At 71.3% G+C, this 24,089-nt stretch carries 26 protein-coding genes; 18 read left to right on the top strand and 8 right to left on the bottom strand.

All coding sequences use genetic code 11. The features are described from left to right. The first annotated feature begins 88 nt into the window (after positions 1-88). The 3 genes from AMK10_RS10360 to AMK10_RS10350 all read left to right on the top strand — a co-directional run bounded on the left by AMK10_RS10360 (position 89) and on the right by AMK10_RS10350 (position 1,721). A complete protein-coding gene (locus AMK10_RS10360) occupies positions 89-667 on the top strand; it encodes a hypothetical protein (protein WP_073747209.1) in 579 nt (192 codons plus the stop codon). 88 nt (positions 668-755) lie between these two features. Beyond that, the gene (locus AMK10_RS10355) at positions 756-1,271 is read left to right on the top strand and encodes a hypothetical protein (RefSeq protein ID WP_073747207.1); all 516 of its coding nucleotides are present in this window, start codon (positions 756-758) and stop codon (positions 1,269-1,271) included. 48 nt (positions 1,272-1,319) lie between these two features. Then, the gene (locus tag AMK10_RS10350; protein WP_073747205.1) at positions 1,320-1,721 is read left to right on the top strand and encodes a hypothetical protein; all 402 of its coding nucleotides are present in this window, start codon (positions 1,320-1,322) and stop codon (positions 1,719-1,721) included. A gap of 13 nt (positions 1,722-1,734) precedes the next feature. On the opposite strand, the gene AMK10_RS10345 is transcribed toward AMK10_RS10350, so the two are convergent. Further along, positions 1,735-2,100: a DoxX family protein gene (locus AMK10_RS10345; RefSeq protein WP_073747202.1), complete on the bottom strand. Its 366-nt coding sequence runs from the start codon at positions 2,098-2,100 to the stop codon at positions 1,735-1,737. Positions 2,101-2,204: 104 nt separating this feature from the next. Between AMK10_RS10345 and AMK10_RS10340 the strand changes: the two genes are divergently transcribed. From AMK10_RS10340 to AMK10_RS10330, 3 genes are all read left to right on the top strand, one after another. Next, on the top strand, positions 2,205-2,585 hold the full coding sequence (locus tag AMK10_RS10340; RefSeq protein WP_073747200.1) for a winged helix-turn-helix transcriptional regulator: 381 nt from the start codon (positions 2,205-2,207) through the stop codon (positions 2,583-2,585). 301 nt (positions 2,586-2,886) lie between these two features. Continuing rightward, the gene (locus tag AMK10_RS10335; protein WP_073747198.1) at positions 2,887-3,519 is read left to right on the top strand and encodes a DUF4232 domain-containing protein; all 633 of its coding nucleotides are present in this window, start codon (positions 2,887-2,889) and stop codon (positions 3,517-3,519) included. A 419-nt stretch (positions 3,520-3,938) separates the two neighbouring features. Beyond that, a complete protein-coding gene (locus AMK10_RS10330; protein WP_073747196.1) occupies positions 3,939-4,211 on the top strand; it encodes a hypothetical protein in 273 nt (90 codons plus the stop codon). Positions 4,212-4,445: 234 nt separating this feature from the next. Here AMK10_RS10330 and AMK10_RS10325 read toward each other — a convergent pair whose 3' ends face one another. Further along, entirely contained in the window at positions 4,446-5,120 is a 675-nt protein-coding gene (locus AMK10_RS10325; protein WP_073747194.1) for a permease prefix domain 1-containing protein, read from the bottom strand. Further along, positions 5,117-5,458, bottom strand: a complete 342-nt coding sequence (locus AMK10_RS10320) for a PadR family transcriptional regulator (protein WP_073747192.1) — start codon at positions 5,456-5,458, stop codon at positions 5,117-5,119. The genes AMK10_RS10325 and AMK10_RS10320 overlap by 4 nt, the downstream gene beginning before the upstream one ends. An 82-nt stretch (positions 5,459-5,540) precedes the next feature. Between AMK10_RS10320 and AMK10_RS10315 the strand changes: the two genes are divergently transcribed. Continuing rightward, positions 5,541-6,014, top strand: coding sequence for a DUF2269 family protein (locus AMK10_RS10315; protein ID WP_073747190.1), 474 nt, complete (start codon positions 5,541-5,543; stop codon positions 6,012-6,014). 31 nt (positions 6,015-6,045) lie between these two features. Here AMK10_RS10315 and AMK10_RS10310 read toward each other — a convergent pair whose 3' ends face one another. Together AMK10_RS10310 and AMK10_RS10305 are read right to left on the bottom strand one after the other, a co-directional pair. Further along, a complete protein-coding gene (locus AMK10_RS10310) occupies positions 6,046-6,888 on the bottom strand; it encodes an endonuclease/exonuclease/phosphatase family protein (RefSeq protein ID WP_073748020.1) in 843 nt (280 codons plus the stop codon). Positions 6,889-7,004: 116 nt separating this feature from the next. Further along, entirely contained in the window at positions 7,005-7,676 is a 672-nt protein-coding gene (locus AMK10_RS10305) for a pirin family protein (protein ID WP_073747188.1), read from the bottom strand. A 78-nt stretch (positions 7,677-7,754) separates the two neighbouring features. Here AMK10_RS10305 and AMK10_RS10300 point away from each other — a divergent pair, with 78 nt between their 5' ends. The 5 genes from AMK10_RS10300 (at position 7,755) to fabF (ending at position 12,657) form a co-directional block, all read left to right on the top strand. Further along, positions 7,755-8,954 (top strand): PucR family transcriptional regulator, encoded by a 1,200-nt coding sequence (locus tag AMK10_RS10300; RefSeq protein WP_198959669.1) that lies wholly within the window; start codon positions 7,755-7,757, stop codon positions 8,952-8,954. Between the two features lie 89 nt (positions 8,955-9,043). Then, positions 9,044-9,958 (top strand): ACP S-malonyltransferase, encoded by a 915-nt coding sequence (locus AMK10_RS10295; protein ID WP_073748019.1) that lies wholly within the window; start codon positions 9,044-9,046, stop codon positions 9,956-9,958. 13 nt (positions 9,959-9,971) lie between these two features. After that, the gene (locus AMK10_RS10290) at positions 9,972-11,003 is read left to right on the top strand and encodes a ketoacyl-ACP synthase III (protein ID WP_073747184.1); all 1,032 of its coding nucleotides are present in this window, start codon (positions 9,972-9,974) and stop codon (positions 11,001-11,003) included. A 63-nt stretch (positions 11,004-11,066) separates the two neighbouring features. Next, the gene (locus AMK10_RS10285) at positions 11,067-11,315 is read left to right on the top strand and encodes an acyl carrier protein (protein WP_014045780.1); all 249 of its coding nucleotides are present in this window, start codon (positions 11,067-11,069) and stop codon (positions 11,313-11,315) included. 79 nt (positions 11,316-11,394) lie between these two features. Then, positions 11,395-12,657, top strand: a complete 1,263-nt coding sequence (gene fabF, locus AMK10_RS10280; RefSeq protein WP_073747182.1) for a beta-ketoacyl-ACP synthase II — start codon at positions 11,395-11,397, stop codon at positions 12,655-12,657. 216 nt (positions 12,658-12,873) lie between these two features. Here fabF and AMK10_RS10275 read toward each other — a convergent pair whose 3' ends face one another. Beyond that, positions 12,874-13,368 carry a DUF3145 domain-containing protein gene (locus AMK10_RS10275; RefSeq protein WP_073747180.1) on the bottom strand — a complete coding sequence of 165 codons (495 nt, stop codon included), beginning with the start codon at positions 13,366-13,368 and terminating at the stop codon, positions 12,874-12,876. 361 nt (positions 13,369-13,729) lie between these two features. On the opposite strand from AMK10_RS10275, the gene AMK10_RS10270 reads away from it, so the two are divergent. Together AMK10_RS10270 and AMK10_RS10265 are read left to right on the top strand one after the other, a co-directional pair. After that, positions 13,730-14,644, top strand: coding sequence for an SGNH/GDSL hydrolase family protein (locus tag AMK10_RS10270; RefSeq protein WP_073747178.1), 915 nt, complete (start codon positions 13,730-13,732; stop codon positions 14,642-14,644). A 56-nt stretch (positions 14,645-14,700) separates the two neighbouring features. After that, positions 14,701-15,645 (top strand): aldose epimerase family protein, encoded by a 945-nt coding sequence (locus AMK10_RS10265; RefSeq protein ID WP_073747176.1) that lies wholly within the window; start codon positions 14,701-14,703, stop codon positions 15,643-15,645. Between the two features lie 5 nt (positions 15,646-15,650). Here AMK10_RS10265 and AMK10_RS10260 read toward each other — a convergent pair whose 3' ends face one another. Further along, on the bottom strand, positions 15,651-18,536 hold the full coding sequence (locus AMK10_RS10260) for an FAD-binding and (Fe-S)-binding domain-containing protein (protein WP_073747174.1): 2,886 nt from the start codon (positions 18,534-18,536) through the stop codon (positions 15,651-15,653). A gap of 119 nt (positions 18,537-18,655) precedes the next feature. Further along, positions 18,656-19,441 (bottom strand): EI24 domain-containing protein, encoded by a 786-nt coding sequence (locus AMK10_RS10255; protein ID WP_073747172.1) that lies wholly within the window; start codon positions 19,439-19,441, stop codon positions 18,656-18,658. Positions 19,442-19,552: 111 nt separating this feature from the next. On the opposite strand from AMK10_RS10255, the gene AMK10_RS10250 reads away from it, so the two are divergent. The 4 genes from AMK10_RS10250 (at position 19,553) to chvE (ending at position 24,059) form a co-directional block, all read left to right on the top strand. Next, positions 19,553-20,707 (top strand): mandelate racemase/muconate lactonizing enzyme family protein, encoded by a 1,155-nt coding sequence (locus tag AMK10_RS10250; RefSeq protein ID WP_073747170.1) that lies wholly within the window; start codon positions 19,553-19,555, stop codon positions 20,705-20,707. Further along, on the top strand, positions 20,704-21,723 hold the full coding sequence (locus AMK10_RS10245; RefSeq protein ID WP_073747168.1) for a zinc-dependent alcohol dehydrogenase: 1,020 nt from the start codon (positions 20,704-20,706) through the stop codon (positions 21,721-21,723). Before AMK10_RS10250 ends, AMK10_RS10245 begins: the two co-directional genes overlap by 4 nt. 111 nt (positions 21,724-21,834) lie before the next feature. After that, the gene (locus tag AMK10_RS10240; RefSeq protein ID WP_073747166.1) at positions 21,835-22,818 is read left to right on the top strand and encodes a hypothetical protein; all 984 of its coding nucleotides are present in this window, start codon (positions 21,835-21,837) and stop codon (positions 22,816-22,818) included. 131 nt (positions 22,819-22,949) lie between these two features. After that, a complete protein-coding gene (gene chvE, locus AMK10_RS10235) occupies positions 22,950-24,059 on the top strand; it encodes a multiple monosaccharide ABC transporter substrate-binding protein (protein WP_073747164.1) in 1,110 nt (369 codons plus the stop codon). Positions 24,060-24,089: the final 30 nt, after the last annotated feature.

Raw genomic sequence — 24,089 nt, 5'->3', positions numbered from 1 at the left:
TGGGACCGGCCCCTACGGGGCACATCCCCGGGTCGCGTGGGGGACGCCCCCGATAGGCCGGAGCGCTGTGGCCTGTGAGGCTTCCAGCATGACTTCCGGACTCAAGGGCGGCACCAGCCCCGCCCTCATCGCCCCGCTCCTGCTGGTCCTCTACGGCCTCCTGCGACTCGTCGACGGCCTGGACGGGGACCACGGCCCCGGGTTCGCGTGGAACCTCGGACACACCCTGTTCCTCTTCGGCTTCCTGCTCTTCGGCGTGGTGACGTTCGCACTGCGGGGACTCGTCCTCGGCACCGGGCCGGGCAGGCGGCTCGTGGCGAACGCGGCCACGGCGGTCAGCCTGTTGGGCATCGCCTGCTTCCTCTGGGTGATCCTCGGCGACCTGTTCTCGGACCTGGCCGCGTCGGCGCCGCTGCCCGAACCGCTGGAGATGATCGGCCCGCTCGCCTTCCAGGGCGGCTGGCTCACCCTGCTGGTCATGGCGGTGACCGCCACACCCCGTCTGCTGCCCGCCTGGAGTCCGTTGCTCGTACTCGCCGGCTTCCTGCTCTTCGCGGTAAACCTGGACCTGCTGCCGGTCGGCGGACTGCTCCTCATGGCCGGGCTGGCTCCGGTGGCCCGGGCGTCCCGTCCCGCGCTCTCCTCGGCACCGGGGACGGCCGGGTGAGGGCGGGCTGCGGCTGGGCGCGGCGATACCGCACCCCTGCGGGACCCTTCGCGGTGCACGGGCGGCCGGGCGTCGTTACGGTGCAGACGTGACCCCTTCAGCGCTGCCCCTGCTGTTCCTCGATGTCGACGGGCCGCTCCTTCCTTTCGGTGCGACCCCGGAACAGCGCCCGGACGGGTATCCGGCCCACGGCACGTTCTCCGGGGAGGCGGACGCGAATCCGCTGGTCACCCGGATCGATCCCGCCCACGGCCCCCGTCTGATGGCGCTTCCGTGCGAGCTGGTGTGGGCCACGACGTGGATGTCGGAAGCGAACGCCTGCGTCGCCCCGTGGCTCGGTCTGCCCGAACTGCCCCTGGTCGACTGGCCTGACCCGGCTCCCGAGGAGCCGCCGGGGCTGCACTGGAAGACCCCGGGGCTCGTGGGCTGGGCCGCCGGGCGCTCCTTCGCCTGGGTGGACGACGAGATCACGGAGATCGACCGGGTCTGGGTGGAGGCGCACCACCCGGGTCCCGCCCTCCTGCACCGCGTGGAGGCCTGGCGGGGGCTCACCGAGGCGGACTTCACCGCCCTGGACGCGTGGCTGCGGTGTCACACGGGCTGATCCCCCGGGCGTCCCGCGCAGCTGCGGGCTCGGCTAGATTCGGCGGCTATGCGATCACGTGATTTCGACCTCGACTTCCGCGACCGGGCCGGAAGGATACGTACGTGGGGACTGGTCCTGCTGTCCCTGGCCGCTGTCCTGTGGGTCTGGGTGGGCGTTCTTCTGCTGACGCCGTACACGGCGGACCGGAAGCCGGACGACAAGTATCCCGACGAGTGCGAGTCCCGGCTCTTCACCGAGTGGAGCACGGCCAACGAGGGCAAGGGGCACGGGGATTACTGCCAGCAGGAGCGCGACTGGCCGGAGGTCCTGGGGGTGCTCGGGCTGTCCGTACCGATCTCGGTGGCCGGCGGGTCCCTGTTCACCATCGGTACCGTGACCCGCCGGATGAGCGCGCACGCCCAGGCGATGCGCGAGCTGGACAGGCTGACGGACACCTCGAAGCCCTGAGCGCCCGCGCGGGTCAGAGCCAGACGGTGCCCAGCCAGGCGGTCACTGCGGCCAGCACCAGAAGGACGACGTTCAGCCCGATCACCCGCACCTCGCCACGGGACAGGTGCAGCGCCATGCCACCGATCTGCACCAGGACCAGGCCGACCGCGGCGGCGACGGCGAGCCCGACCGCGACGCCGGTGAGCGGCGGCAGCACGAGGCCGAGCGCACCGAGGATCTCCAGGACCCCGATCACCCTCACGAGGGCCATGGGCGTCTGATCGACCCAGCCCATCATGGGCCGCAGCTGCTCCTGGCTCCGCACGGCCTTCATGCCCCCGGAGTAGACGTAGAAGAGGGCCAGGAGCCCGGCGACGATCCAGTACGCGACCTGCATGAGGGATCTCCCGTTAGTTACGAACCGTAAGTTGCCTCATCATGGGTGACTGGTGGGAGGCCTGCAAAAGGCACACGGATGTGGGTTACGCACAAGGAGCTGTCGTGGAGCAGTACGAGCACACCTGCATGATCCGGGGGGACGGCGGCAAGGCGATCCGGGCGATCCTGGACCGGATCTGCGACAAGTGGACGATGCTGGTCGTCGCGACGCTGGACGAGGGGCGCATGCGCTTCTCCCATCTGCACCAGCACATCCCCGGCATCTCGCAGCGGATGCTCACGCTGACCCTGCGCAACCTCGAACGGGACGGGCTGGTCTCCCGCACCGCCTACGCGGAGGTCCCGCCCCGCGTCGAGTACGAGCTCACCACCCGGGGGAAGAGCCTCATCCCGCCCGCTCTGGCACTCGCCCGCTGGGCCATCGAGCACAACGGCGCCATCCAGGACAGCAGGACCACGTACGACGACAGCCGGAGCAAGTGAGCCCCCGGCACGGGGACGGACGGGTGTGCGGACGGTGCCGTGCGCGTGAAGAGGCTGCAACGCCCGCGATGTTCAAGGGCCGGCCGTCACGGGTGTGTCCCAGCCGCCGGGCAGCCCGGTAGTCCACGGCGAGATGCGCGGAACCCGGTGGTGCGGCGGGCCCGGGCGGTACGGGCGCACCCCGCACCCCGCAATCGCGTGTAACAGGCATGTATGAGCGGGTGGCCTGGCGCAACGCCGTACGGGCCGGGGCCGGTCCTAGTGATCAGTAACGCCGGCACCGACCGCAAAGGACCGAACGATGCGCGCCAAGAAGCTCACCCTCGCCGCCCTGGTACTCGCCACGGGCCTCTCGCTCACCGCCTGCCAGGGAAACGAGGACTCCGCCGCGGGCACGAACGACTCCGGGCCGTCCTCCTCCGCCGCGACCACGTCCTCCGGCGGCGGCACCGCGACCGACGAGGATGCCACGGCCGGCGGCGAGGGATCGACCGCGACGGAGCCGGAGAGCGCCCGGGGCAGCGGCGGCGGAATGATCACCACCGGCGCCTGCAAGACGTCGAACCTCGCCTTCGGCACCGCTCACGGCATGGCCGAGGGCGACCTCGTCGTCAGCCTCAGGAACACCGGCGATGCCTGCACCCTGAAGGGATTCCCCGGGGTCGACCTGAGGTCCCAGGACGCCTCGGGGCCGCTCAGCGCCAAGCGCAGCGAAGTCGCCGCCCCGGTCGTCGACCTCGCCAACGGTGAGACCACCCGCTTCACCCTCCACTACCCGCCTGCCGAGGGCACGGGCGTGTACGTCAGCGCCATCGAGGTCACCCCGCCCGACGAGACCCACTCCAAGGCCCTGTCGGTCTCCCTCCGCCTCCAGATCGCGGACGGCGCCGACCAGAACGTCGTGGTGGACCCGGTCGGCACCGGCAAGCAGTAGCCGGCCGGCCCCGCACCGCGCGGACGGGCCTCGGAGATCCGGGGTCGGTCACGCCCGGGGGCCCTCTCCACCGCCCTCCGCCCCGGTCCTCGCCTCCAGCCCCTTCCCCGCCCCGGATGCCTCCGCGTCACCGGAGCCGGACACGGTCGCGTCCGTCGGACGGCGGATGCTGGGAGCCCGCCCGCAATTCCCTCATCCGTCGTGTCCGGCCGGGCAATTCCTGGCAGCATCCGCACGACCGAACAAGGGGGCTACATGCGTATCCGTGTCCGTTTACTCGCCGTCGCCGTCGCCACCGGGGCGCTGCTCGTCGGCTGTGGCTCGAACCCGGGCGGGAATCTGGAGGACTGGTACTCCTCGGGGGCGAACAGAGCATCAAGGCACTCTCCGAATCGTCGAGCCGGGTCAACGAGGTGAGCGTGGGCCCGATCGACACCTGGGGCGCCGCCTGCGAGGAGCTGCTGACGAAGGTGGCCGAGGCCAAGGAGCTCGATGCCATCCCGAGCGAGAACGCCGAGGGCTTCTGGAAGGAAGCCCTGACGGCCTTCGAGCATGGAGGCGACGAGTGCGTCGCCGGAGCGGAAGCGGATGACCAGCCCCGGGCCTCCGCGGGCATACGCGAGGTGCAGAAGGGCATCGGGCGTCTGGCTTCCACCACGTCCATGATCGCGAATGACCTGAAGGCCGAGTGACCCGGCCGGGAAGGCCGTCGTCAGGCGGCCTTCCCGGCAGGAACTCCCGTCTTCCGAGCAGCCGTTCCACGATTCCGCAGCACTCCGCCATCCCCCGTGACCGCAGGCGCCCCCGCAGTCACCGCCGACATCGACGGCACCGCCAACACCGACATCGAAGGCACCGAAGCGCAGACGTGCCACCGGACGCCGTCGAGACCCGCGCCCCCGGGCCCGGAGCGCCCTCCACGAGCCCTACGCGAGGGCCAGGCGGGCGCAGCGGCGGCCGGCGCGGGCCGACGAGGCCACCACGGCGTGCGAGGCGGCCGAGAGGGCGCCCGCCAGGGCGAACAGCGGCCAGTCCGTGGCGAGTGCGGCGGCAAGGGCGAGCGTGAGCGTCGCGAACGCCATGGCGACGCTGGTCGTGGTACCGGCCCAGGCCACCATGAGGGGCAGCCGGGGCGGCGTGGGCAGCCGGCGGGCGAGTACGCCGGTGACTGCCGCCGCCGACGCGGCGAGCAGCGCGGCGACGACGGCCACTCCGGCCAGGCACACCGCGAACGACTGGGCCGCACGGGCCGGTTGCCAGGCGACGCCGACGGAACCGGACGTCCGGGCCAGGTACCAGCAGGCGATCAGGAAGGGCGCCGCGAGGACGACCGCCCGGGCCGTATGCCTGGCCTGGGCGATGGCCAGTTCGCGCTGGCAGACCGGCACGATCTCCTCGACGGTCCCGAACTCCCGCACCGCCAGGCGGGCCGCCTGCGCGTAGGGCTTCCCCTCGCCGACGTGGGCCTCGACCGTGTCCGCGAGGCCGTCGCGCAGCTCCTCGATCATGCGGGCCTTCTCGGCGACGGGCCCGTGCAGGGCGGCCGTCAGGGCCGCCGCGTAGTCCGCGACGGGGTCGGCCGGTCCGTCGGCGGCGTTCACGTCGTGATCCCGGGCGGGGCGGCCGGGTTGAGGACGGAGCCGATCGCCGTGGTGAATTCGTCCCAGGCCGTCCGCTCCCCCGCCAGGGTGCGCCGCCCCTCCTCGGTGAGCTCGTAGCAGCGCCGTCGCCGTTCGCCGACGGACTCCCAGCTGCTGCTGAGCAGCCCGGTCCGCTCCAGCCGGTTCAGTGCCGGATAGATGGTGCCCGTGCGCAGCTCGACCACTCCGCCGCTGCGGCGCTGCACAGCGGCGATGATCGCGTACCCGTGCAGCGGGCCCTGCTCCAGCACGGCGAGCAACAGTCCGTCGAGGTGCCCTCGCACCGCATCCGCCTTCATGAGTAGGCAGCCTACCCAAAAGAGCCGTAGGCAGTGTATGTATTGGCAGCCAACATATACATCTGAGCAGAAGGCGCCCGAAGTGACCAAGCTACTGCTGTCCATCCATGTCCTGGCGGCGATCGTGACCGTCGGGTCGATCACCGTCGCCGCCTCGATGTTCCCGCGCTACGCGCTGCGGGCACTGGACGGCGCGGAGGAGGCATCCCGGTCCTCGGGGGTCGCCGCGCTCCTGCACCGGATCTGTTACGGCTACGCACTCGGGGGCATCGTCGTACCCGTGTTCGGCATAGCGACCGGTGCCGCGCTCGGGGTGCTCACCGACGCCTGGCTGATCGCCTCGCTCGTCCTCACCGTGATCGCCGCGGCCCTGCTCGGGTTCGCCATCCTGCCCCGGCAGCGACTCCTGCTCGCCGAGGACGGGACCGCGCCCACCGAGGAGACCGCGCGCGCCACGGCGGCGCGGCTGACGATGCTCACCGGCATCTTCAACCTGATCTGGGCCGTGGTCGTCGTACTGATGATCGTCCGCCCGGGCTCCACCACGAGCGTGTGACCCGCGTCCCCACGTCCATTGCCACACCCGATCAGCGGGTGACGAGGACCTTGCTGAGCAGCGGCAGGTGGTCGGAGGCGGTTGGCTCGCTGTTCACGACGCGAGTGATCAGCGGCTTGACGTCCTTGGTCGTGTAGATGACGTCGATCCGCGCGGTGGGGGCCTCGGAGGGGTGGGTCGCCCCGTCGCCGCGCGGGTGCGGGGACCTGGCCCACGCGTCGGTGTAGGCCTTCTGCAGCGCCTGGGACTCCGGGGCGTCCGGCAGCGCGTTGAAGTCGCCCACCAGGATGCCGGGCTTCCTCGCGCCGATCAGGTCCACGACCTGAGCGGTCTGCTGGAGGCGGTCGGTCTGCGAACTGGCGGAGAGATGGGTGTTGTAGAACTCCACCTTCTTGCCGTGGACGTCGATCGTGGCGTGCAGCAGGCCGCGCTGCTCCTGCCCCGGCGACTTGAACAGCCAGGTGTTCTCCGAGGCGGTGATCGGGTAGCGGGAGAGGATCGCGGTGCCGTACTGCACGCGGTGCTCGCTCCCGGCCGGCGGGGCGTTGTCGATGTTCGCGCCGAACACGACGTGGTAGCCGAGCGCTGCGGCCAGCTCGGTGGACTGGTCGGCCCACTCGCTGCGTGCCGAGTAGTGGTTGTCGACCTCCTGGAGGCCCACGACGTCGGCACCGCTCCACCGGACCACGCGGGCGATCCGCTCGATGTCCAGCACGCCGTCGGTTCCCTGGGCGTGGTGGATGTTGAAGGACATCACGTCCAGCACACGGGCGCCAGGGCGGGAGGCGCCGTCGGCGGCCGAGGCCTGCACGGTGGAACCGGCCGTGGCGAGCGCGACGGCGGCGGCGAGGACGGACAGGGTCCGGCGGAACATGAGGGCCTCCAGGCAGGGGGTCGGGGACGGCCCGATCATGGCCGGGCCCACTGGCGCCCTCGTGTCCGCGAGATGAAGTCCCGGCCCCCGCCGGGTGCCGGGAAGGGGACGGACCCTCACACGGAGGCAAGCTCCCAGAGCAGCACCTCGGCCGGTTCCAGGGCCTCCAGCTCCAGCCCTTCCGCGTGCGTGATCCGGGCCGCGTCGCCGGGCTCCAGCTCCTCGCCCGCGAGCCGCACCCGGCCCCGTACGACATGGACGTAGACCCCCGCCGCGTCGGGCACGGCGGTCCGCTCGCCCTCGGACACGCGGCGCACGTGCAGCATCGCGCCCGCCTCGGGCAGGGCGTACGGGGTGGAGTCGGCTATCCCCGCGACATGGGTGTACGCCGGCTCGCCGCCCGGCTCCAGGGGCGCCAGCCACATCTGGACGAACGTCAGCGGGTGGGCGCCGTCGTTGCGCTCGACGTGCCGCACACCCGCGGCCGAGCTGAGGTGCTGGACGTCTCCGGCCCGTACGACCGTGGAGTGCCCGGCCGAGTCGCGGTGGGTGAGCTCGCCCTCCACCACCCAGGTGACGATCTCGGTGTGGCTGTGCGGGTGCTCCTCGAAGCCGGCGCCCGGGGCGAGACGCTCCTCGTTGCAGGCAAGGATCGGCCCGAAGCGCAGATTGTCCGGGTCGTAGAACCGCCCGAAGGAGAATGCGTGCAGCGTCTCGATGCCCGCGGAGTCACCCGTGGCCGGGTCCCCGCCGCGGAAGCGGTCGCCGGAGCGGCGTACGTCCATCACGCCTCCACGGTATCCCCGCTCGCCGACCTGACGCCCCACCCATCCGGACACCTGCCCCGATAAGGCAGTCTTGTGTGCGTGCCCCGACCCGATCCTGAACAGCCCGCCGCGCATGACCCCCATCTCCACGCCGCGACCCTGAAACGGCTGGAGCAGGCCTCCGGCCGGCTGGCCGCCAACGCGATCGCCCGCATGGACGAGACGCTGCCGTGGTACCGGGCCATGCCACCGGAGAACCGGTCCTGGATCGGCCTGGTCGCCCAGGCCGGTATCGCCGCGTTCACCGAGTGGTTCCGTCATCCGGAGACACCACAGGCGATCTCCACCGACGTCTTCGGCACGGCTCCGCGCGAGCTCACCCGGGCCATCACCCTGCGGCAGACCGTCGAGATGGTGCGTACGACGATCGAGGTCATGGAGACCGCGATCGAGGAGGTCGCGGCGCCCGGCGACGAGTCGGTGCTGCGCGAGGCACTGCTCGTCTACGCCCGCGAGATCGCCTTCGCGACCGCCCAGGTCTACGCCCAGGCCGCCGAGGCGCGCGGGGCGTGGGACGCCCGGCTGGAGTCCCTCGTGGTGAACGCCGTGCTCTCCGGCGAGGCGGACGAGGGCGCGGTGTCCCGGGCCGCCGCGCTCGGCTGGAACTCCCCCGAACATGTGTGCGTCGTCCTGGGAACCGCCCCCGACGGGGACAGCGAGCTCACCGTGGAGGCCATCCGGCGGGCGGCCAGGCACGCCAAGCTCCAGGTGCTCACCGGAGTGCTCGGACACCGCCTCGTGGTGATCGCGGGCGGCAGCGACAACCCCCTGAACGTCGCGAAGTCGCTGATCGGGCCCTATGCGGCCGGTCCCGTCGTCGCCGGTCCCGTGGTCCCGGACCTGCTCGCGGCCACCCGGTCCGCGCAGGCGGCCGCGGCCGGACTGAAGGCATGCTCGGCGTGGCAGGACGCTCCGCGGCCCGTCCTGTCGGACGATCTCCTTCCGGAGCGCGCGATGGCGGGAGACCCTGCCGCGCGCGATCAGTTGGTGGAGGAGATCTACAGACCGCTCGAAGAAGCGGGTTCGGCACTTCTGGAGACGCTGAGTGTGTATCTGGAGCAGGCGAGCAGCCTGGAGGGCGCGGCACGGATGCTGTTCGTGCACCCCAATACCGTGCGCTACCGGCTGAGACGTGTGACCGACGTCACCGGGTGGTCGCCCTCCGACGTCCGTTCCGCTTTCACTCTGCGGATCGCCCTCATCCTGGGGCGCTTGGCCGCCGGTGACGCCCAGCCCTAGACTTTTGTCGAAGTTCAACAATTCCCCTGACGGTTCTTCGTCCTTGTCCCCACGGGCGTCCGGGGCCGTCCACAAGAGAGAGTGTGAGGGTGCTCGTACTCGTCGCTCCCGGCCAAGGCGCTCAGACGCCCGGCTTCCTGACTCCCTGGCTCGAACTCCCCGGTGCCGCCGACCGCATCGCGGCCTGGTCCGACGCCATCGAGCTCGACCTTGCCCACTACGGCACGAAGGCCGACGCTGACCAGATCCGCGACACGGCGGTGGCTCAGCCGCTGCTGGTCGCCGCGGGCCTCATCTCGGCGGCCGCCCTGGACGCCTCGCCCGGCGTCGTCGCGGGCCACAGCGTCGGTGAGATCACCGCCGCCGCGCTCGCCGGTGTCATCGGTGACGACGCCGCGCTGAGTCTCGTACGCACCCGGGGGCTCGGCATGGCCGAGGCCGCCGCGGTCACCGAGACCGGCATGGCCGCGCTCCTCGGCGGGGACCCGGACGTCACGGTCCCCCACCTGGAGAAGCTGGGGCTCACCCCGGCCAACGTCAACGGGGGCGGCCAGATCGTCGCCGCCGGCACCGCGGCCCAGATCGCCGCGCTGACCGAGGACAAGCCCGAAGGCGTGCGCCGCGTGGTGCCGCTCCAGGTGGCCGGCGCCTTCCACACGCACCACATGGCCCCGGCCGTGGAGAAGCTGCGTGCCGCCGCCTCCGCCCTGACGGTCTCCGACCCGAAGGTGACGTACGTGTCGAACGCCGACGGGAAGACGGTCGCCTCCGGCGACGAGGTCGTCTCGCGGCTCGTCGGCCAGGTCGCCAACCCGGTCCGCTGGGACCTGTGCATGGAGACCTTCAAGGCGCTCGGCGTCACGGCCCTCATCGAGGCGGCGCCCGGCGGCACCCTGGTCGGGCTCGCCAAGCGCGCGCTGCCCGGTGTGCCGACCCTCGCGCTCAAGACCCCCGACGACCTCGACGCCGCCCGCGCGCTCATCTCCGAGCACGCGGGTGCCTAAGGAGCCCGCGAGCATGTCGAAGATCAAGCCCAGCAAGGGCGCCCCGTACGCACGGATCATGGGTGTCGGCGGCTACCGCCCCACCCGTGTCGTGCCGAACGAGGTGATCCTCGAGACGATCGACTCGTCCGACGAGTGGATCCGCTCCCGCTCCGGTATCGCCACCCGCCACTGGGCCTCCGACGAGGAGACCGTGTCGATGATGTCCGTGGAGGCCTCGGGCAAGGCGATCGCCGACGCCGGGATCACTCCCGAGCAGATCGGCGGAGTCATCGTCTCCACCGTCTCGCACTTCAAGCAGACCCCCGCCGTCGCGACCGACATCGCGCACAGGATCGGCGCGGGCAAGCCCGCCGCGTTCGACATCTCCGCCGGCTGCGCGGGCTTCGGCTACGGCCTCACGCTCGCCAAGGGCATGATCGTCGAGGGCTCGGCGGAGTACGTGCTCGTCATCGGCGTCGAGCGGCTCAGCGACCTCACCGACCTGGAGGACCGCGCGACGGCCTTCCTCTTCGGCGACGGTGCGGGCGCGGTCGTCGTGGGCCCGTCCCAGGAGCCGGCCATCGGCCCCACGGTCTGGGGCTCGGAGGGCGACAAGTCCGAGACGATCAAGCAGACCGTCGCGTGGAACGACTTCCACATCGGCGACGTCTCGAACCTGCCGCTCAACGAGCGGGGCGAGGTCAAGTTCCCCGCCATCACCCAGGAGGGCCAGGCGGTCTTCCGCTGGGCCGTCTTCGAGATGGCAAAGGTCGCCCAGCAGGCGCTGGAAGCGGCCGGGATCTCCCCGGAAGACCTGGATGTCTTCATTCCGCACCAGGCCAACATGCGGATCATCGACTCGATGGTGAAGACACTGAAGCTGCCGGAGCACGTCACGGTCGCCCGTGACGTGGAAACCACCGGCAACACGTCGGCCGCCTCGATTCCGCTCGCGATGGAGCGGCTTCTGGCGACCGGTCAGGCCAAGAGCGGCGACACGGCGCTCATCATCGGCTTCGGGGCGGGTCTCGTCTACGCCGCGTCGGTCGTTACCCTCCCCTAGGCACACCGGACCTTTCGGTCCGCACGCCCGAACCCTGCAGAAACACATCGAAGGAGCGCCAACATGGCCGCCACTCAGGAAGAGATCGTCACCGGTCTCGCCGAGATCGTCAACGAGATCGCCGGTATCCCGGTCGAGGACGTCCAGCTGGACAAGTCCTTCACCGACGACCTGGACGTCGACTCGCTGTCCATGGTCGAGGTCGTCGTCGCCGCCGAAGAGCGCTTCGACGTCAAGATCCCCGACGAGGACGTCAAGAACCTCAAGACGGTCGGCGACGCCGCCGACTACATCCTGAAGCACCAGGGCTGATCCCAGCCCGTCCCGTGTGTCGCCACCCGGCGGTGGCGCCGCTGATTCACGACCCTCTACACGTGGAGAAGATTTTCCAGTGAGCCCGACCAATCGCACCGTGGTCGTCACCGGTATCGGCGCAACCACTCCGCTGGGTGGCGACTCCGCATCGACCTGGGAAGGTCTGATGGCCGGCCGTTCCGGCGTCAAGCCTCTCGAGGGCGAACGTTTCGCCGAACTGCCTGTCCGGATCGCCGCCCTCGCGGCCGTCGACCCCGGCGATGTACTGCCCCGTCCGCTCGCCCGCAAGCTGGACCGCTCGGCGCAGTTCGCGCTGATCGCCGCCCGCGAGGCGTGGGCCGACGCCGGTTACACCGGCAAGGCCGGCGAGGACGAGAAGATCCAGCCCGAGCGTCTGGGCTCGGTCATCGCCTCCGGTATCGGCGGCGTGATCACCCTGCTCGACCAGTACGACGTGCTGAAGGAGAAGGGCGTACGCCGCGTCTCCCCGCACACCGTTCCGATGCTCATGCCCAACGGCCCGGCGGCCAACGTCGGCCTGGAGGTCAACGCCCAGGCCGGTGTCCACACCCCGGTCTCGGCCTGCGCGTCGGGTGCCGAGGCCATCGGTTACGCCGTCGAGATGATCCGCACCGGCCGTGCCGACGTGGTCGTCGCCGGTGGTACCGAGGCGGCCATCCACCCGCTGCCGATCGCGGCGTTCGCCAACATGATGGCGATGTCCAAGAGCAACGACGAGCCCGAGAAGGCCTCGCGTCCCTACGACACGGGCCGTGACGGCTTCGTGCTCGGCGAGGGCGCGGGCGTCGTCATCCTGGAGTCCGCCGAGCACGCCGCCGCGCGGGGCGCCAAGGTCTACTGCGAGGTGCTGGGCCAGGGCCTCTCGGCCGACGCCCACCACATCGCGCAGCCCGAGCCCACGGGGCGCGGCATCGCCGCGGCGATGCAGAACCTGCTGGACTCCACGGATCTGAAGCCGTCGGAGGTCGTGCACCTGAACGCGCACGCCACGTCCACGCCCCAGGGCGACGTCGCCGAGATCAAGGCGCTGCGCGCCGTGCTGGGCGACGACCTGGACCATGTCGCGATCTCCGCCACCAAGTCGATGACGGGTCACCTGCTGGGTGGCGCGGGCGGTATCGAGACCGTGGCGACGGTGCTGGCGCTGCACCACCGGACGGCTCCGCCGACCATCAACGTCGACGACCTCGACGAGGCCGTCGAGGCGGACATCGTCCGGGGCGAGCCGCGCGCGCTGCCGGAGGGGCCGATCGCCGCGATCAACAACTCGTTCGGCTTCGGTGGCCACAACGTGGTGCTGGCGTTCCGCTCGGTCTGACCCCGCGTCTCTGCTGAGGCCCGCTTCCCGCACCGGGGGGCGGGCCTCACGCATACCGAGAGCCGGTTCCCGGGGGCTCCGCCCCCGGACCCCAGCGCCTCAAACGCCGGCGGGGCTGAATTTCGCCCCCTGCGCCAGAAAGAGTGAGGCCAGGCCGAGCAGTGCCCTGCGGAGGAACGTTTCGGCTTGGTGGTGGTGCGGGTCCTTCACCGGAGGTCAGACCACCTGGTGCAGCCAGCGGACGGGCGCGCCCTCGCCCGCGTGGCGGAAAGACTCCAGCTCGTCGTCCCACGGCTTGCCCAGGAGCTTGGCGACCTCCACCTCCAGATCCGTCTCGCCGCGCACGGACCGCGCGAGCGCGGCCCGCAGACGGTCCTCGGGGATCAGGATGTCGCCGTGCATGCCGGTCACGGCGTGGAAGATGCCCAGGCCGGGCGTCGAGCTGTAGCGCTCGCCCTCGGCCGTCGGGCACGGCTCCGCCGTCACCTCGAAGCGCAGCATGTCCCAGCCGCGGAGGGCCGAGGCCAGCTCCGAGGCCGTGCCCGCGCGGCCCTTCCAGGAGAATTCGGACCGCCAGGTGCTGGGCGCGGCCGGCTGTCTGATCCAGTCGAGCTGGACTCTCACACCGAGTACACCCGCCACCGCCCATTCGACATGCGGGCACAGCGCGCGCGGTGCGGAGTGAACGTACAGGACTCCACGTGTCGTCACCGGGACCTCCAGTGTGGGACGAGGTTCGCCTTCCCCAGCGGCCTCGCGCCCGTACCGCCTCTTCCCGGCCGGCTCCCGAGGTTGTCAACAGTAAACAGCATCGGGAGTGAATCTCCTGAAAAGGGACAGTATGTGACGTGAGAGAACTTACCGGACCCGCCGATTCGTCCGCGGGCCGGCCGGGCGCCACTGGTTCGACGGGGAAAAGCTACCGTGCGCCGGGGCCGGTTGTGTGACGTACGGTCGGTCCCGGGCCCATGATTCGCGCGCCATTCACCCGCGAGGGGGTCGAGGGCCGCCACCTGGGGCTGTCGGTTGTGCCAGGGGCACAATCACTCGTGTGACCGGAGGGGAATCAGAGATGGCTGAGCATGTGTCACGCCGTCGCGTCCACAGGGCGTTCACCACTCTGACGGCGGTCGTGTCCGTCACCGCGGCCGTGCTCACGGGCTGCACCGCCGGCCAGGACGGGCCGGAGCGCGGCTCCGCCGCGTCGCGGGGCCCCTCTCCCTCGCCGACGCCCGTGTGGGACGTGCGCCCCGCCTCCATCGCCGCGGTCGGGGACTCCATCACCCGGGGCTTCGACGCCTGCTCCGTGCTGGCCGACTGCCCCGAGGTGTCCTGGGCGACCGGGACGGACGACGGGGTGCGGAGCCTCGCCGTACGCATCCTGGGGGCGTCGAGGACGGCCTCGCACAGCTGGAACCACGCCGTGTCGGGCGCCAGGATGGCTCAGCTGCCCGAGCAGATGGCGCTGGCCGCCAAGGACGAGCCGGAGATGGTCACGGTGATGATCGGCGCGAACGACGCCTGCCGGGACTCGGTGGAGCTGATGACCCCGGTGGCCGACTTCCGGGCCTCCTTCGAGGCGTCGATGCGGCAGCTGCGCGCGGCGGCACCCGAGGCGCAGGTGTACGTGTCGAGCGTCCCGGACCTCAAGCGGCTCTGGTCGACGGGGCGCGAGAACCCGCTGGGCAAGCAGATCTGGAAGCTGGGCATCTGCCGGTCGATGCTGGGCGACGCGGACGACATGGGCGCGGCGGCCGTCGCACGGCGCGACGCGGTGCGGGAGCGGGTCGTCGCCTACAACGAGGTGCTGCGGGACGTCTGCGCGCGGGACGAGCGCTGCCGTGACGACGGCGGGGCGGTGTTCGACTACCGGTTCACGGGTGAGCAGCTCAGCGAGTGGGACTGGTTCCATCCGGGGCGCGACGGCCAGGCCAGGCTGGCCGAAATCGCTTACCGCGCGGTCACGGCCGCCTCGCCCTCGGCGTAAAGTTCTTGATCGTGACAACGGGTACAGCGGTACAGAGCGAAGACTTCTCCACCCTCATGGACGGCACGCCGGTCAGGCGCTGGACCCTGGAGCGCGCGGGCACTCGGGTGCGCGTGCTGACGTACGGCGCCGTGGTGCAGTCGGTGGAGGTCCCCGGCAGGGACGGCACACGGGCCGAGGTGGCCCTCGGGCTGCCGGACGCCAAGGAGTACGAGGCGTACGCGAGCCCGTACTTCGGCGCCGTGGTCGGCCGGTACGCGAACAGGATCGGGGGTGCCTCCTTCGTCCTGGACGGGCGTACGCACCAGGTCACGGCCAACGAGGGCCGCAACGCGCTGCACGGCGGGGAGCGCGGCTTCGACAAGCGCGTGTGGGACGCCGAGGAGCTGCCGGACGGCGTGCGGCTCTCCCTGGTCTCCGAGGACGGCGAGGAGGGCTTCCCGGGGCGTCTCGCGCTCTCCGTGGCCTACACCCTGGACGAGGACGGCGCGCTGCGGGTCGGCTACCGGGCGACGACGGACGCGCCGACCGTGGTGAACCTGACGAATCACACGTACTGGAATCTGGCCGGGGCGCACAGTGGGAGCGCTCTCGGGCACGAACTGCGGCTGGCCGCCGGGCGGATCACCCCCTCGGACGACCAGGCGATCCCGACGGGCGTGTTCGCACCGGTGGACGGGACCAGGTACGACTTCCGCGAGGCGAAGCCGGTGGGCCCCGGCTACGACACCAACTACGTCCTGGACGAGACCGGCGGGGAGCCGGTCGCCGAGCTCCACGACCCGGCGTCCGGGCGCCTGCTGACGGTCCGTACGACGGAGCCCGGCCTCCAGCTGTACACGGCCGACCACCTCGGCGGCCCCTTCGAGCCGTGCGCCGGGATCGCGCTGGAGACCCAGCACTTCCCGGACTCGCCGAACCGCCCCGAGTTCCCGTCGACCGTGCTGCGGCCGGGCGAGGAGTTCGTCTCCGAGACGGTGTACGGCTTCTCGGTGCGCTGAGCCCTTCAGTCCTCCACGGCCCCGCCCCGCCGCAGGGCCTCGGCGACGATCTGCACCAGGTGCCGGCCGTCGAGGCCCGCGAGGTCGCGGATCTGGGTGCGGCAGGAGAACCCGTCGGCGAGGACGCTCCGGTCCGGGGCGGCGGACGCCTCGGCGAGGACGCCCTCCCGCGCGATCCGCTCGGAGAGCTCGTAATGCCCCTTCTCCATGCCGAAGTTCCCGGCGAGGCCGCAGCATCCCGCGGAGATCTCCACGTCGCAGCCCATGGCTTCCAGGAGGGCCCTGTCCGGGCCGTATCCCATGACCGCGTGGTGGTGGCAGTGGGGCTGGACGAGGAGCTTCTCCGCCGACCGCGGCGGGGTCCAGCCGATGGAGGCGAGGAACTCGGCGACGGTCACGACCGAGCGGGCCAGCTCGGCGGCGCGGGGGTCTTCGGGCAGGAGCTCCAGGAGGTCCGAGCGGAGTGTCGCGGTGCAGCTGGGCTCCAGGCCGACGACGGTCCTCCCCTCGCGGACCCGGGGGTGGAGGAGGTCGAGCGTCCTGGTGAGCGTGGCCTTGGCGGCGGTGAGCTGTCCGGTGGAGACGAGGGTGAGGCCGCAGCAGGCCCCGGGGCCCGCGATCTCGATGTCGCACCCGGCGGCGGTGAGGACCTCGACGGCGTCCCGGGGGATGCCCGGGTCCAGGGCGTCCGAGAAGGAGTCCACCCAGAGGAGTACCTGCGGGGCACTGGGCATCCCGCCGCGGTGCCTGCCCGGCCTGTTCTGTCTGCTCTGCTTGCTCTGCTTGCTCTGCTTGCTCCAGCGGAACGGTCTGAGGGGCAGCCGGGGCAGTGACCGGCGGGTGTCCGCTCCCATCATGTGCAGCATCGCCTTGCGCAGCGGGGGGACGCGGCCCGCGAGGTTGACGAGCGGGGCCACGGGCGCGGCGAGCCTGAGCCACTGCGGAAGACGGCCGAGCGTGTAGTGGCTGCGGGGGCGCAGGCGCCCCTTCCACGTCTGGTGGAGGGCTTCCGACTTGTACGTGGCCATGTCGATGCCCGTGGGGCAGTCGCTCGCGCAGGCCTTGCAGCTCAGGCACAGGTCGAGGGCCTCGTGGACCTCCGGGGAGCTCCAGCCGCGCGTGACGACTCCGCCGTCGAGCATCTCCTGGAGGGTGCGCGCACGGCCTCGGGTGGAGTCCTTCTCGTCCCGGGTGGCGATGTAGGAGGGGCACATGAACCCGCCCTCCCCACGCAGGTCGGCCCGGCACTTGCCCACCCCGACGCAGCGGTGGACCGAGTCGGTGACGCTGCCCGCGTCGTGCGGGAAGGCGAAGCCGTCGGTGGCCAGCAGCCGGAGTGCCCGGGGCCGGCGGAGACCGGCGTCGAGCGGTGCGGGGCGGACGACGACGCCCGGGTTCATGAGGTCGTCGGGGTCCAGGAGGGCCTTGAACTCCTCCATCGCGCGCAGGGCTTGCGGGCTGTACATGACGGGCAGCAGCTCGGAGCGGGCCCGCCCGTCGCCGTGTTCTCCGGAGAGGGAGCCGCCGTGCCCGGCGGCGAGGGCGGCGGCGCGTTCGAGGAACCGTCGCATGAGGGCTCCCCCGGCTTCGAGCGGGAAGTCGATGCGCAGGTGGACGCACCCGTCGCCGAAGTGGCCGTAGGCGAGCCCGGAGAGGCCCTCCTCGGCCATCAGGGCTTCGAGCCCGCGCAGGTAGTCCCCGAGCCTCTCCGGGGGGACCGCCGAGTCCTCCCAGCCCGGCCAGGCCTGCGCGCCGGTGGCGGTGCGTCCGGCCAGCCCGGCGCCGTCGGCGCGGATCTGCCAGAGCCGGGTCGCGTCGGGGCCGGTGGGCAGGACGACGGCGTCGGCCGAGCCGGACGCGGCGACGAGCCGGTGCCCGGCCTCGACGGCCTCCTCCGAGGTGGCTCCGCCGATCTCCGCCATGAGCCATCCACCGCCCGAGGGCAGGTCAGGGACGCCGACGCCGCCGTGCGCCCGGCGGACGACCTCGACGAGCTGTGCGTCCAGCCCTTCCAGGGCCAGCGGGCGGAAGGGGAGCAGATGAGGGACGTCGTCCGCGGCGGCGGCCATGTCGGGGTAGCCGAGGACGGCCAGGGCGGGCGCCGGTGCCTGCGGGACGAGCCGGATCGTGGCTTCGAGGAGGATGCCGCAGCTGCCCTCGGTACCGGTCAGGGCCGCCGCGAGGTTCCGTCCGTTCTCGGGCAGCAGGTGCTCAAGCGAGTAGCCGGAGATCTGGCGTCCGAAGCGTCCGAACTCGGTGCGCAGCACGGCCAGATGCTCCGAGACGAAGGAGTCGAGGCCGGGCACCGCGTCGAGCGCGTCGCTCCCCGCGCCGGCTGTGATGATCTCGCCGCGGCCGGTCAGCCAGGTCATCGACACGACGTTGTCGGCCGTACGCCCGTAGGAGAGGCCGTGCGGCCCGCAGGCGTTGTTGCCGATCATGCCCCCGATCGTGCAGCGGGTGGCGGTGGAGGGGTCGGGGCCGAAGCGCAGTCCGAAGGGCAGGGCCGCCTTCTGCAGCGTGCTCAGGACGGTGCCGGGCTCGACGACGGCCGTCGAGGACTCCGGATCGACGGAGAGGATCCTGTTCATGGATCGGGAGAAGTCGATGACGAGCCCCGGGCCCACCGCGTTGCCGGCGCAGGAGGTGCCCCCGCCCCTGACGGTGACGGGAACCCGGTGGGCGCGGGCGACACCGGCCGCCGCGATCACGTCCTCCTTCGTCCGGGGCACGACCACGGCCCGGGGGACGACGCGGTAGTTCGAGGCGTCGGCGGAGTAGAGCGCTCTGGTCAGGGAGGAGGCGTCGACGAGGTCGCCGAGGCGCTCGCGGAGGTCGTCGAGGAACATCTCGGCGGAGGCTTTCGGGGAACCTGTCACGTGCGACGCCATGTTCGGGCTGCTCCTGGTGTGCCGTTCGTCTGCCGGGGGGGGCGGGTACCCACCCGAGCAGTGTCCGTGCCCCCAGGCCTCGGGACGCGTGTCCCTCGCGGCGCGTCCGCCCCCGCTCGTCAGTCCTTGCGCAGGGAGTGCGGCTCGCGGACCGGCTCCGGGTCCTCGGGCGTGGCCGTGAGGTCGCGGGCCAGGAGTGTGGCGCCGGCGACCGCGCCCGGCATCAGCAGCACGGCGACGAAGGGTACGAGGAAGGCGAGCGTGAGCGGGACGCCGAAGCCGAGCACCAGGGCGCGGCGTCCGCGCAGCAGCCGGAGACGGTCCTTGAGGACCATGCCGCGGCGCTGGAGGGCCACGGCGGTGAGCTCCTCGGCGAGGAAGTAGCCGGAGACGCAGAAGCCGAGCGCGGGGATCACCGTCTGCCCCACGACGGGGATGAACCCGAGGGCGAAGAGCAGCACGCCGTAGAACGCGACGCGCAGCAGGATGCGGACGGAGTCACGGGCGGAGATCCAGAGTTCGCGCCAGAGCGGCAGGCCCGACTCCGGTACCTCGCCGCCCTCGCTGCGGTCGACCGCCTCGGACAGCGACTCGTAGAACGGCTGGCCGACGAGCAGGGTCACCGCGGTGAAGGTGATGACCGCGAGGAATATCCCGAAGGCGAAGACCAGGACGGTCAGGGTGTTGCGCAGGAGCCCCAGCCAGGGCGAGGACCAGTCGTCGGCGAAGGGGGTGGCCCAGCCGACGAAGTCGTCGGCGCCGTAACCGAGTCCGACGAGCGCGCCCGCGTAGACGACGAGGGTGATGAGCGCGGGCAGCAGGCCCAGACCGAGCTGGCGGCCGTGCCCGAAAGCCCAGCGCTGGCCCTTGATCAAGTATCCGAAACCCGCCCCGAGATCACTCATGACGTCAGCGTACTTGCGCGAACCATTGACACCTGCCCTGGCCCGTCATTACCGTCACGCCAGCATTTCGAACGAGCGACGAAATACCGAACACGTGGAGAGGCAACACCCGTGCGCATCACCGGAATCAGCACGCATGTCGTCGGCACGCCGTGGCGCAACCTCACCTACGTCCAGGTCCACACCGACGAGGGTCTCACCGGAGTCGGCGAGACCCGGATGCTGGGCCGCACGGACGCGCTGCTCGGCTACCTGCGCGAGGCGTCGGCCAACCACATCACCGGCTCCGACCCGTTCGCCGTCGAGGACCTCGTCAAGCGGATGAAGTACGGCGACTACGGGCGGGCGGGGGAGATCGTGATGTCCGGCATCGCGGTCATCGAGATGGCCTGCTGGGACATCAAGGGCAAGGCGCTGGGCGTCCCCGTCTGGCAGCTGCTCGGCGGGAAGGTGACCGACCGGGTCAAGGCGTACGCCAACGGCTGGTACACCACCGAGCGCACCCCGGAGGCGTACCACAAGGCGGCGCAGGGGGTCGTCGAGCGCGGCTACCGCGCCCTGAAGATCGACCCCTTCGGCACCGGCCACTTCGAGCTGGGCCAGGAGGAGACCCGTTACGCCGTCTCCCTCATCGAGGCCGTGCGGGACGCCATCGGCCCCGACACCGAGCTGATGCTGGAGATGCACGGCCGGTTCAGCCCGTCGACCGCGGTGCGGATCGCCCGCGAGATGGCACCCTTCAGGCCTGCGTGGCTGGAGGAGCCGGTGCCGCCGGAGAACCTGAAGGCGCTGAGCAAGGTCGCGGAGAAGGTCGACCTGCCGATCGCGACGGGTGAGCGCATCCACGACCGGATCGAGTTCCGCGAGCTCTTCGAGTCGCAGGCCGTCGACATCATCCAGCCGGACGTCGGCCACATCGGCGGCATCCTGGAGACCCGCAAGCTGGCGGCGACCGCGGAGACCCACTACACGCTGATCGCCCCGCACAATGTGGGCGGCTCGGTGCTGACCGCGGCCAGCCTCCAGGTCGCCGGCTGCACCCCGAACTTCAAGATCCTGGAACACTTCAACGACTTCGCGGACGCCGACATCAAGAAGGTCGTCAAGGGCGCCCCGTACGTCGATCCCGAGACCGGTTGCTTCGAGCTCTCCGACGCCCCGGGGCTCGGCGTGGAGCTGGACGTGGACGCGGCGGCCGAATTCCCGCAGCAGCAGGCGCGGTTCGACCTGTGGGCGGACGGCTGGGAGAAGAGGCAGCCCAAGTGACGTCCCTGTCCCGCTCGTTGACGGTGGAGCGGCCCGGCAGCCACCGGCTGACCGAGGGGCCGCTCCCGGAACCCGGCCCCGGCGAGGTCCGGGTGCGCGTAGCCGCCGCCGGGATCTGCATGAGCGACCGCGAGGTGTACGACGGTCACCGCGACCCGGCCTATGTGCGCTACCCCGTGGTCCCGGGTCACGAGTGGTCGGGGACCGTCGACGCCGTGGGCGAGGGTGTCGATCCCGCGCTGACCGGCCGGCGCACGGTCGCCGAGGGCTTCCGGGCCTGCGGGCGCTGCGAGCGGTGCAGGGAGGGCGAGACCTCCCTGTGCGGCGCGGGTTACGACGAGACGGGCTTCACCAGGCCCGGCGCCTTCGCCGACCATCTGGTGGTCCCGGCACGGCTGCTGCACCCGCTGGCCGACGACGCCGATCTGCGGGCGGCGGCCCTGCTGGAGCCGGCCGCGGTGATCGCTGCGGCGGTGCGGGCCGGGGCACCCGAGCCCGGCGAGCGGATCGCCGTACTCGGGGCGGGCACGCTGGGACTGCTCGCGGTGCAACTGCTGGCGGCGGTGTCGCCCGCGGAGCTCACCGTGATCGACCCGCGGAAGGAACGGGCCGCCCTGGCCCTGGACTTCGGGGCGAGCGAGGCGCGGGTCCCCGAGGAGGCCGAGGAGGTACGGGGCCGCTACGACCTGGTCGTGGAGACGGCCGGAGCGCCGTCCACCGCGGCCGACGCGTGCCTGCTGGCGCGGCGCGGCGGGCGTGTCGTGCTGACCGGGATGTTCACCCCGGGCGCCCTGGGCATCGACCCGGTGCACCTGTCGCTGAGCCAGCTCACCGTGCGCAGCGTCTTCGGCGCGCCGTCGTCGGCCTGGTCCTACGCGGTGCGGGCGTTCACGGCCGGGCTGCTCGACCCCGCGCCCCTGATCACCCACGAGTTCCCGCTGGAGCGGTTCGCCGAGGCCGTGGCGCTGGTGGGGTCCGGGGACCCGGGGACCGGGAAGGTGCTGCTGCGGCCGTGACGGGCCCGCCCCGATCCGTACGCCGGTACGGCGGCGTCCTGACCGCCTCCGTACCGGCGTACACCCAATGATCCGAATGTCGTCCGAAATACCGAACGTGAAGGACCTGTCGTGAAAGACGCCCCTGTCTCTTCCCCCGGTGCAGCCGGCCCCCGCCGACCCGGCGATGACGCGCTCACCGCGCTCGGCCTCGGCCCGGCACCCCTGTCCTCGGCCGACGCCTCCACGCACTCCTTCCCCGACGGCGGGAGCTGGCGCACCGAGGTGCCGTCCGTGGAGGGTCCGGAGGCCCTCGGCGTCGTACTGAAGGAGTCGGCCCGGCTCGACGTCCCCGTCCACCGCATCAGCCAGGGCAGCGGCATCTGGATGCTGACGGACGCCGAGATCACCGAGATGGTGGAGGGCTGCGCCGAACGCGACATCGAGCTCTGCCTGTTCACCGGGCCGCGCGGCACCTGGGACACCGGGGCGTCGGTCCGCACGGACTCGGGCGGCGCGGGGCTGCGCGCCCGCGGCCACGACGCGCTGGCCGGCTGCGTGGAGGACGCCCTGCGTGCGGCGTCCCTGGGTGTGAAGTGCCTGCTGGTGGCCGACGAGGGCGTGCTGTGGACGCTGCACCGCCTGCGGGCGCAGGGGGTCCTGCCCGCGGACACCACCTTCAAGGTGTCGGCGCTCATCGGACCGGTCAATCCGGCCTCCTACGCCGTGTTCGAGCAGCTCGGCGCCGACTCGATCAACATCCCCTCGGACCTGACGCTCGCCCAGTTCACGGAGATCCGGAGGGTGTCCGCAGCCCCGATGGATCTCTACATCGAGGCTCCCGACGACCTCGGCGGCTATGTGCGGATGTACGAGATCGCCGAACTGATCCGGCGCGGCTCGCCGCTGTACCTGAAGTTCGGCCTCTCCAAGTCGCCCGGGATCTACCCCTACGGCCAGCACCTGCGGGATCTGGCGCTGTCCTCCGCCAAGGAGCGGGTGCGGCGCGGCCGTCTCGCGCTCGACCTGCTCGCGCGCCACGGGGCCGACGGCGGGATGTCGCCGCTCGGGTCCCGGCTCCCGGGGTCGCTCAACCGGTTCGGGATCTCGTCATAACGTTCCGGAAACGCGCTCCCCAAAAGAAGACACAGCCGCGCACAATCCCACACACCTGTTCTCGGTCGAGCCGCCCTCATCCCTTCGGGCACCACCGGACCGAGCCAAGACCCACATCAAGGATGATGACTATGCGCAACCGCCGAGCCGCACTCGCCGCCATAGCCTCCACCGCCTCCCTCGCCCTCGCTCTGACCGCCTGCGGCCAGAACAGCGAAGGCGGCAGCGAGGAGAAGAAGGGTGGCGCCGAGGGCGCCACCATCGGTATCGCGATGCCGACCAAGTCCTCCGAGCGCTGGATCGCCGACGGCGCCAACGTCGAGAAGGAACTGAAGGGCAAGGGCTACAAGACCAAGCTGGTGTACGGGGAGGACGACCCGGACCAGCAGGTCTCGCAGATCGAGAACATGATCACCCAGGGTGTGGACGCCCTGATCGTCGCCGCGATCGACAACAAGTCCCTCGGCAACGTGCTCCAGCAGGCCAAGGACGCCGACATCCCGGTGATCTCCTACGACCGGCTGATCCTGGGCACGGAGAACGTCGACTACTACGCCTCGTTCGACAACGAGAAGGTCGGCGAGCTCCAGGGCTCGTACATCGTGGACAAGCTCGGCCTGGAGGACGGCGAGAAGGGCCCCTTCAGCATCGAGCTGTTCGCCGGCTCCAACGACGACAACAACACCAAGTACTTCTTCCAGGGCGCGATGAACGTCCTGAAGCCGTACGTGGACAAGGGCGACCTCGTCGTCAGGTCCAAGCAGACCGCCCTCAACCAGGTCACCACCCTGCGCTGGGACGGCGGCACCGCGCAGAAGCGCATGGACGACCTGCTGACGTCCAGCTACCGCAGCGCCCGGGTCGACGCCGTGCTCTCCCCGTACGACGGCATCTCCATCGGCATCCTCTCCGCCCTGAAGTCGGACGGCTACGGCACCAAGTCCAAGCCGATGCCGGTCGTCACGGGCCAGGACGCCGAGGTCGCCTCGGTGAAGTCGATCATCACGGGTGAGCAGACGCAGACCGTCTACAAGGACCTGCGCGAGCTCGCCAAGGTCGCGTCAAACATGGTCGACGCGGTCCTGAAGGACAAGAAGCCCGAGGTCAACGACACCAAGTCCTACGACAACGGCTCCAAGGTCGTCCCCGCCTTCCTGCTCCAGCCGGTCAGCGTCGACAAGGCCAACTACAAGGAGGTCCTCGTCGACGGCGGCTACTACACCGAGAACGACCTCAAGTAACCGGGACCCCCTCAAGGATTGGAAGGCAAG

Origin of the sequence: Streptomyces sp. CB02058, from assembly GCF_001905505.1 — a bacterium.
Taxonomy (GTDB): Bacteria; Actinomycetota; Actinomycetes; order Streptomycetales; family Streptomycetaceae; genus Streptomyces.
This window is presented reverse-complemented; position numbering and strand designations above follow the sequence as displayed.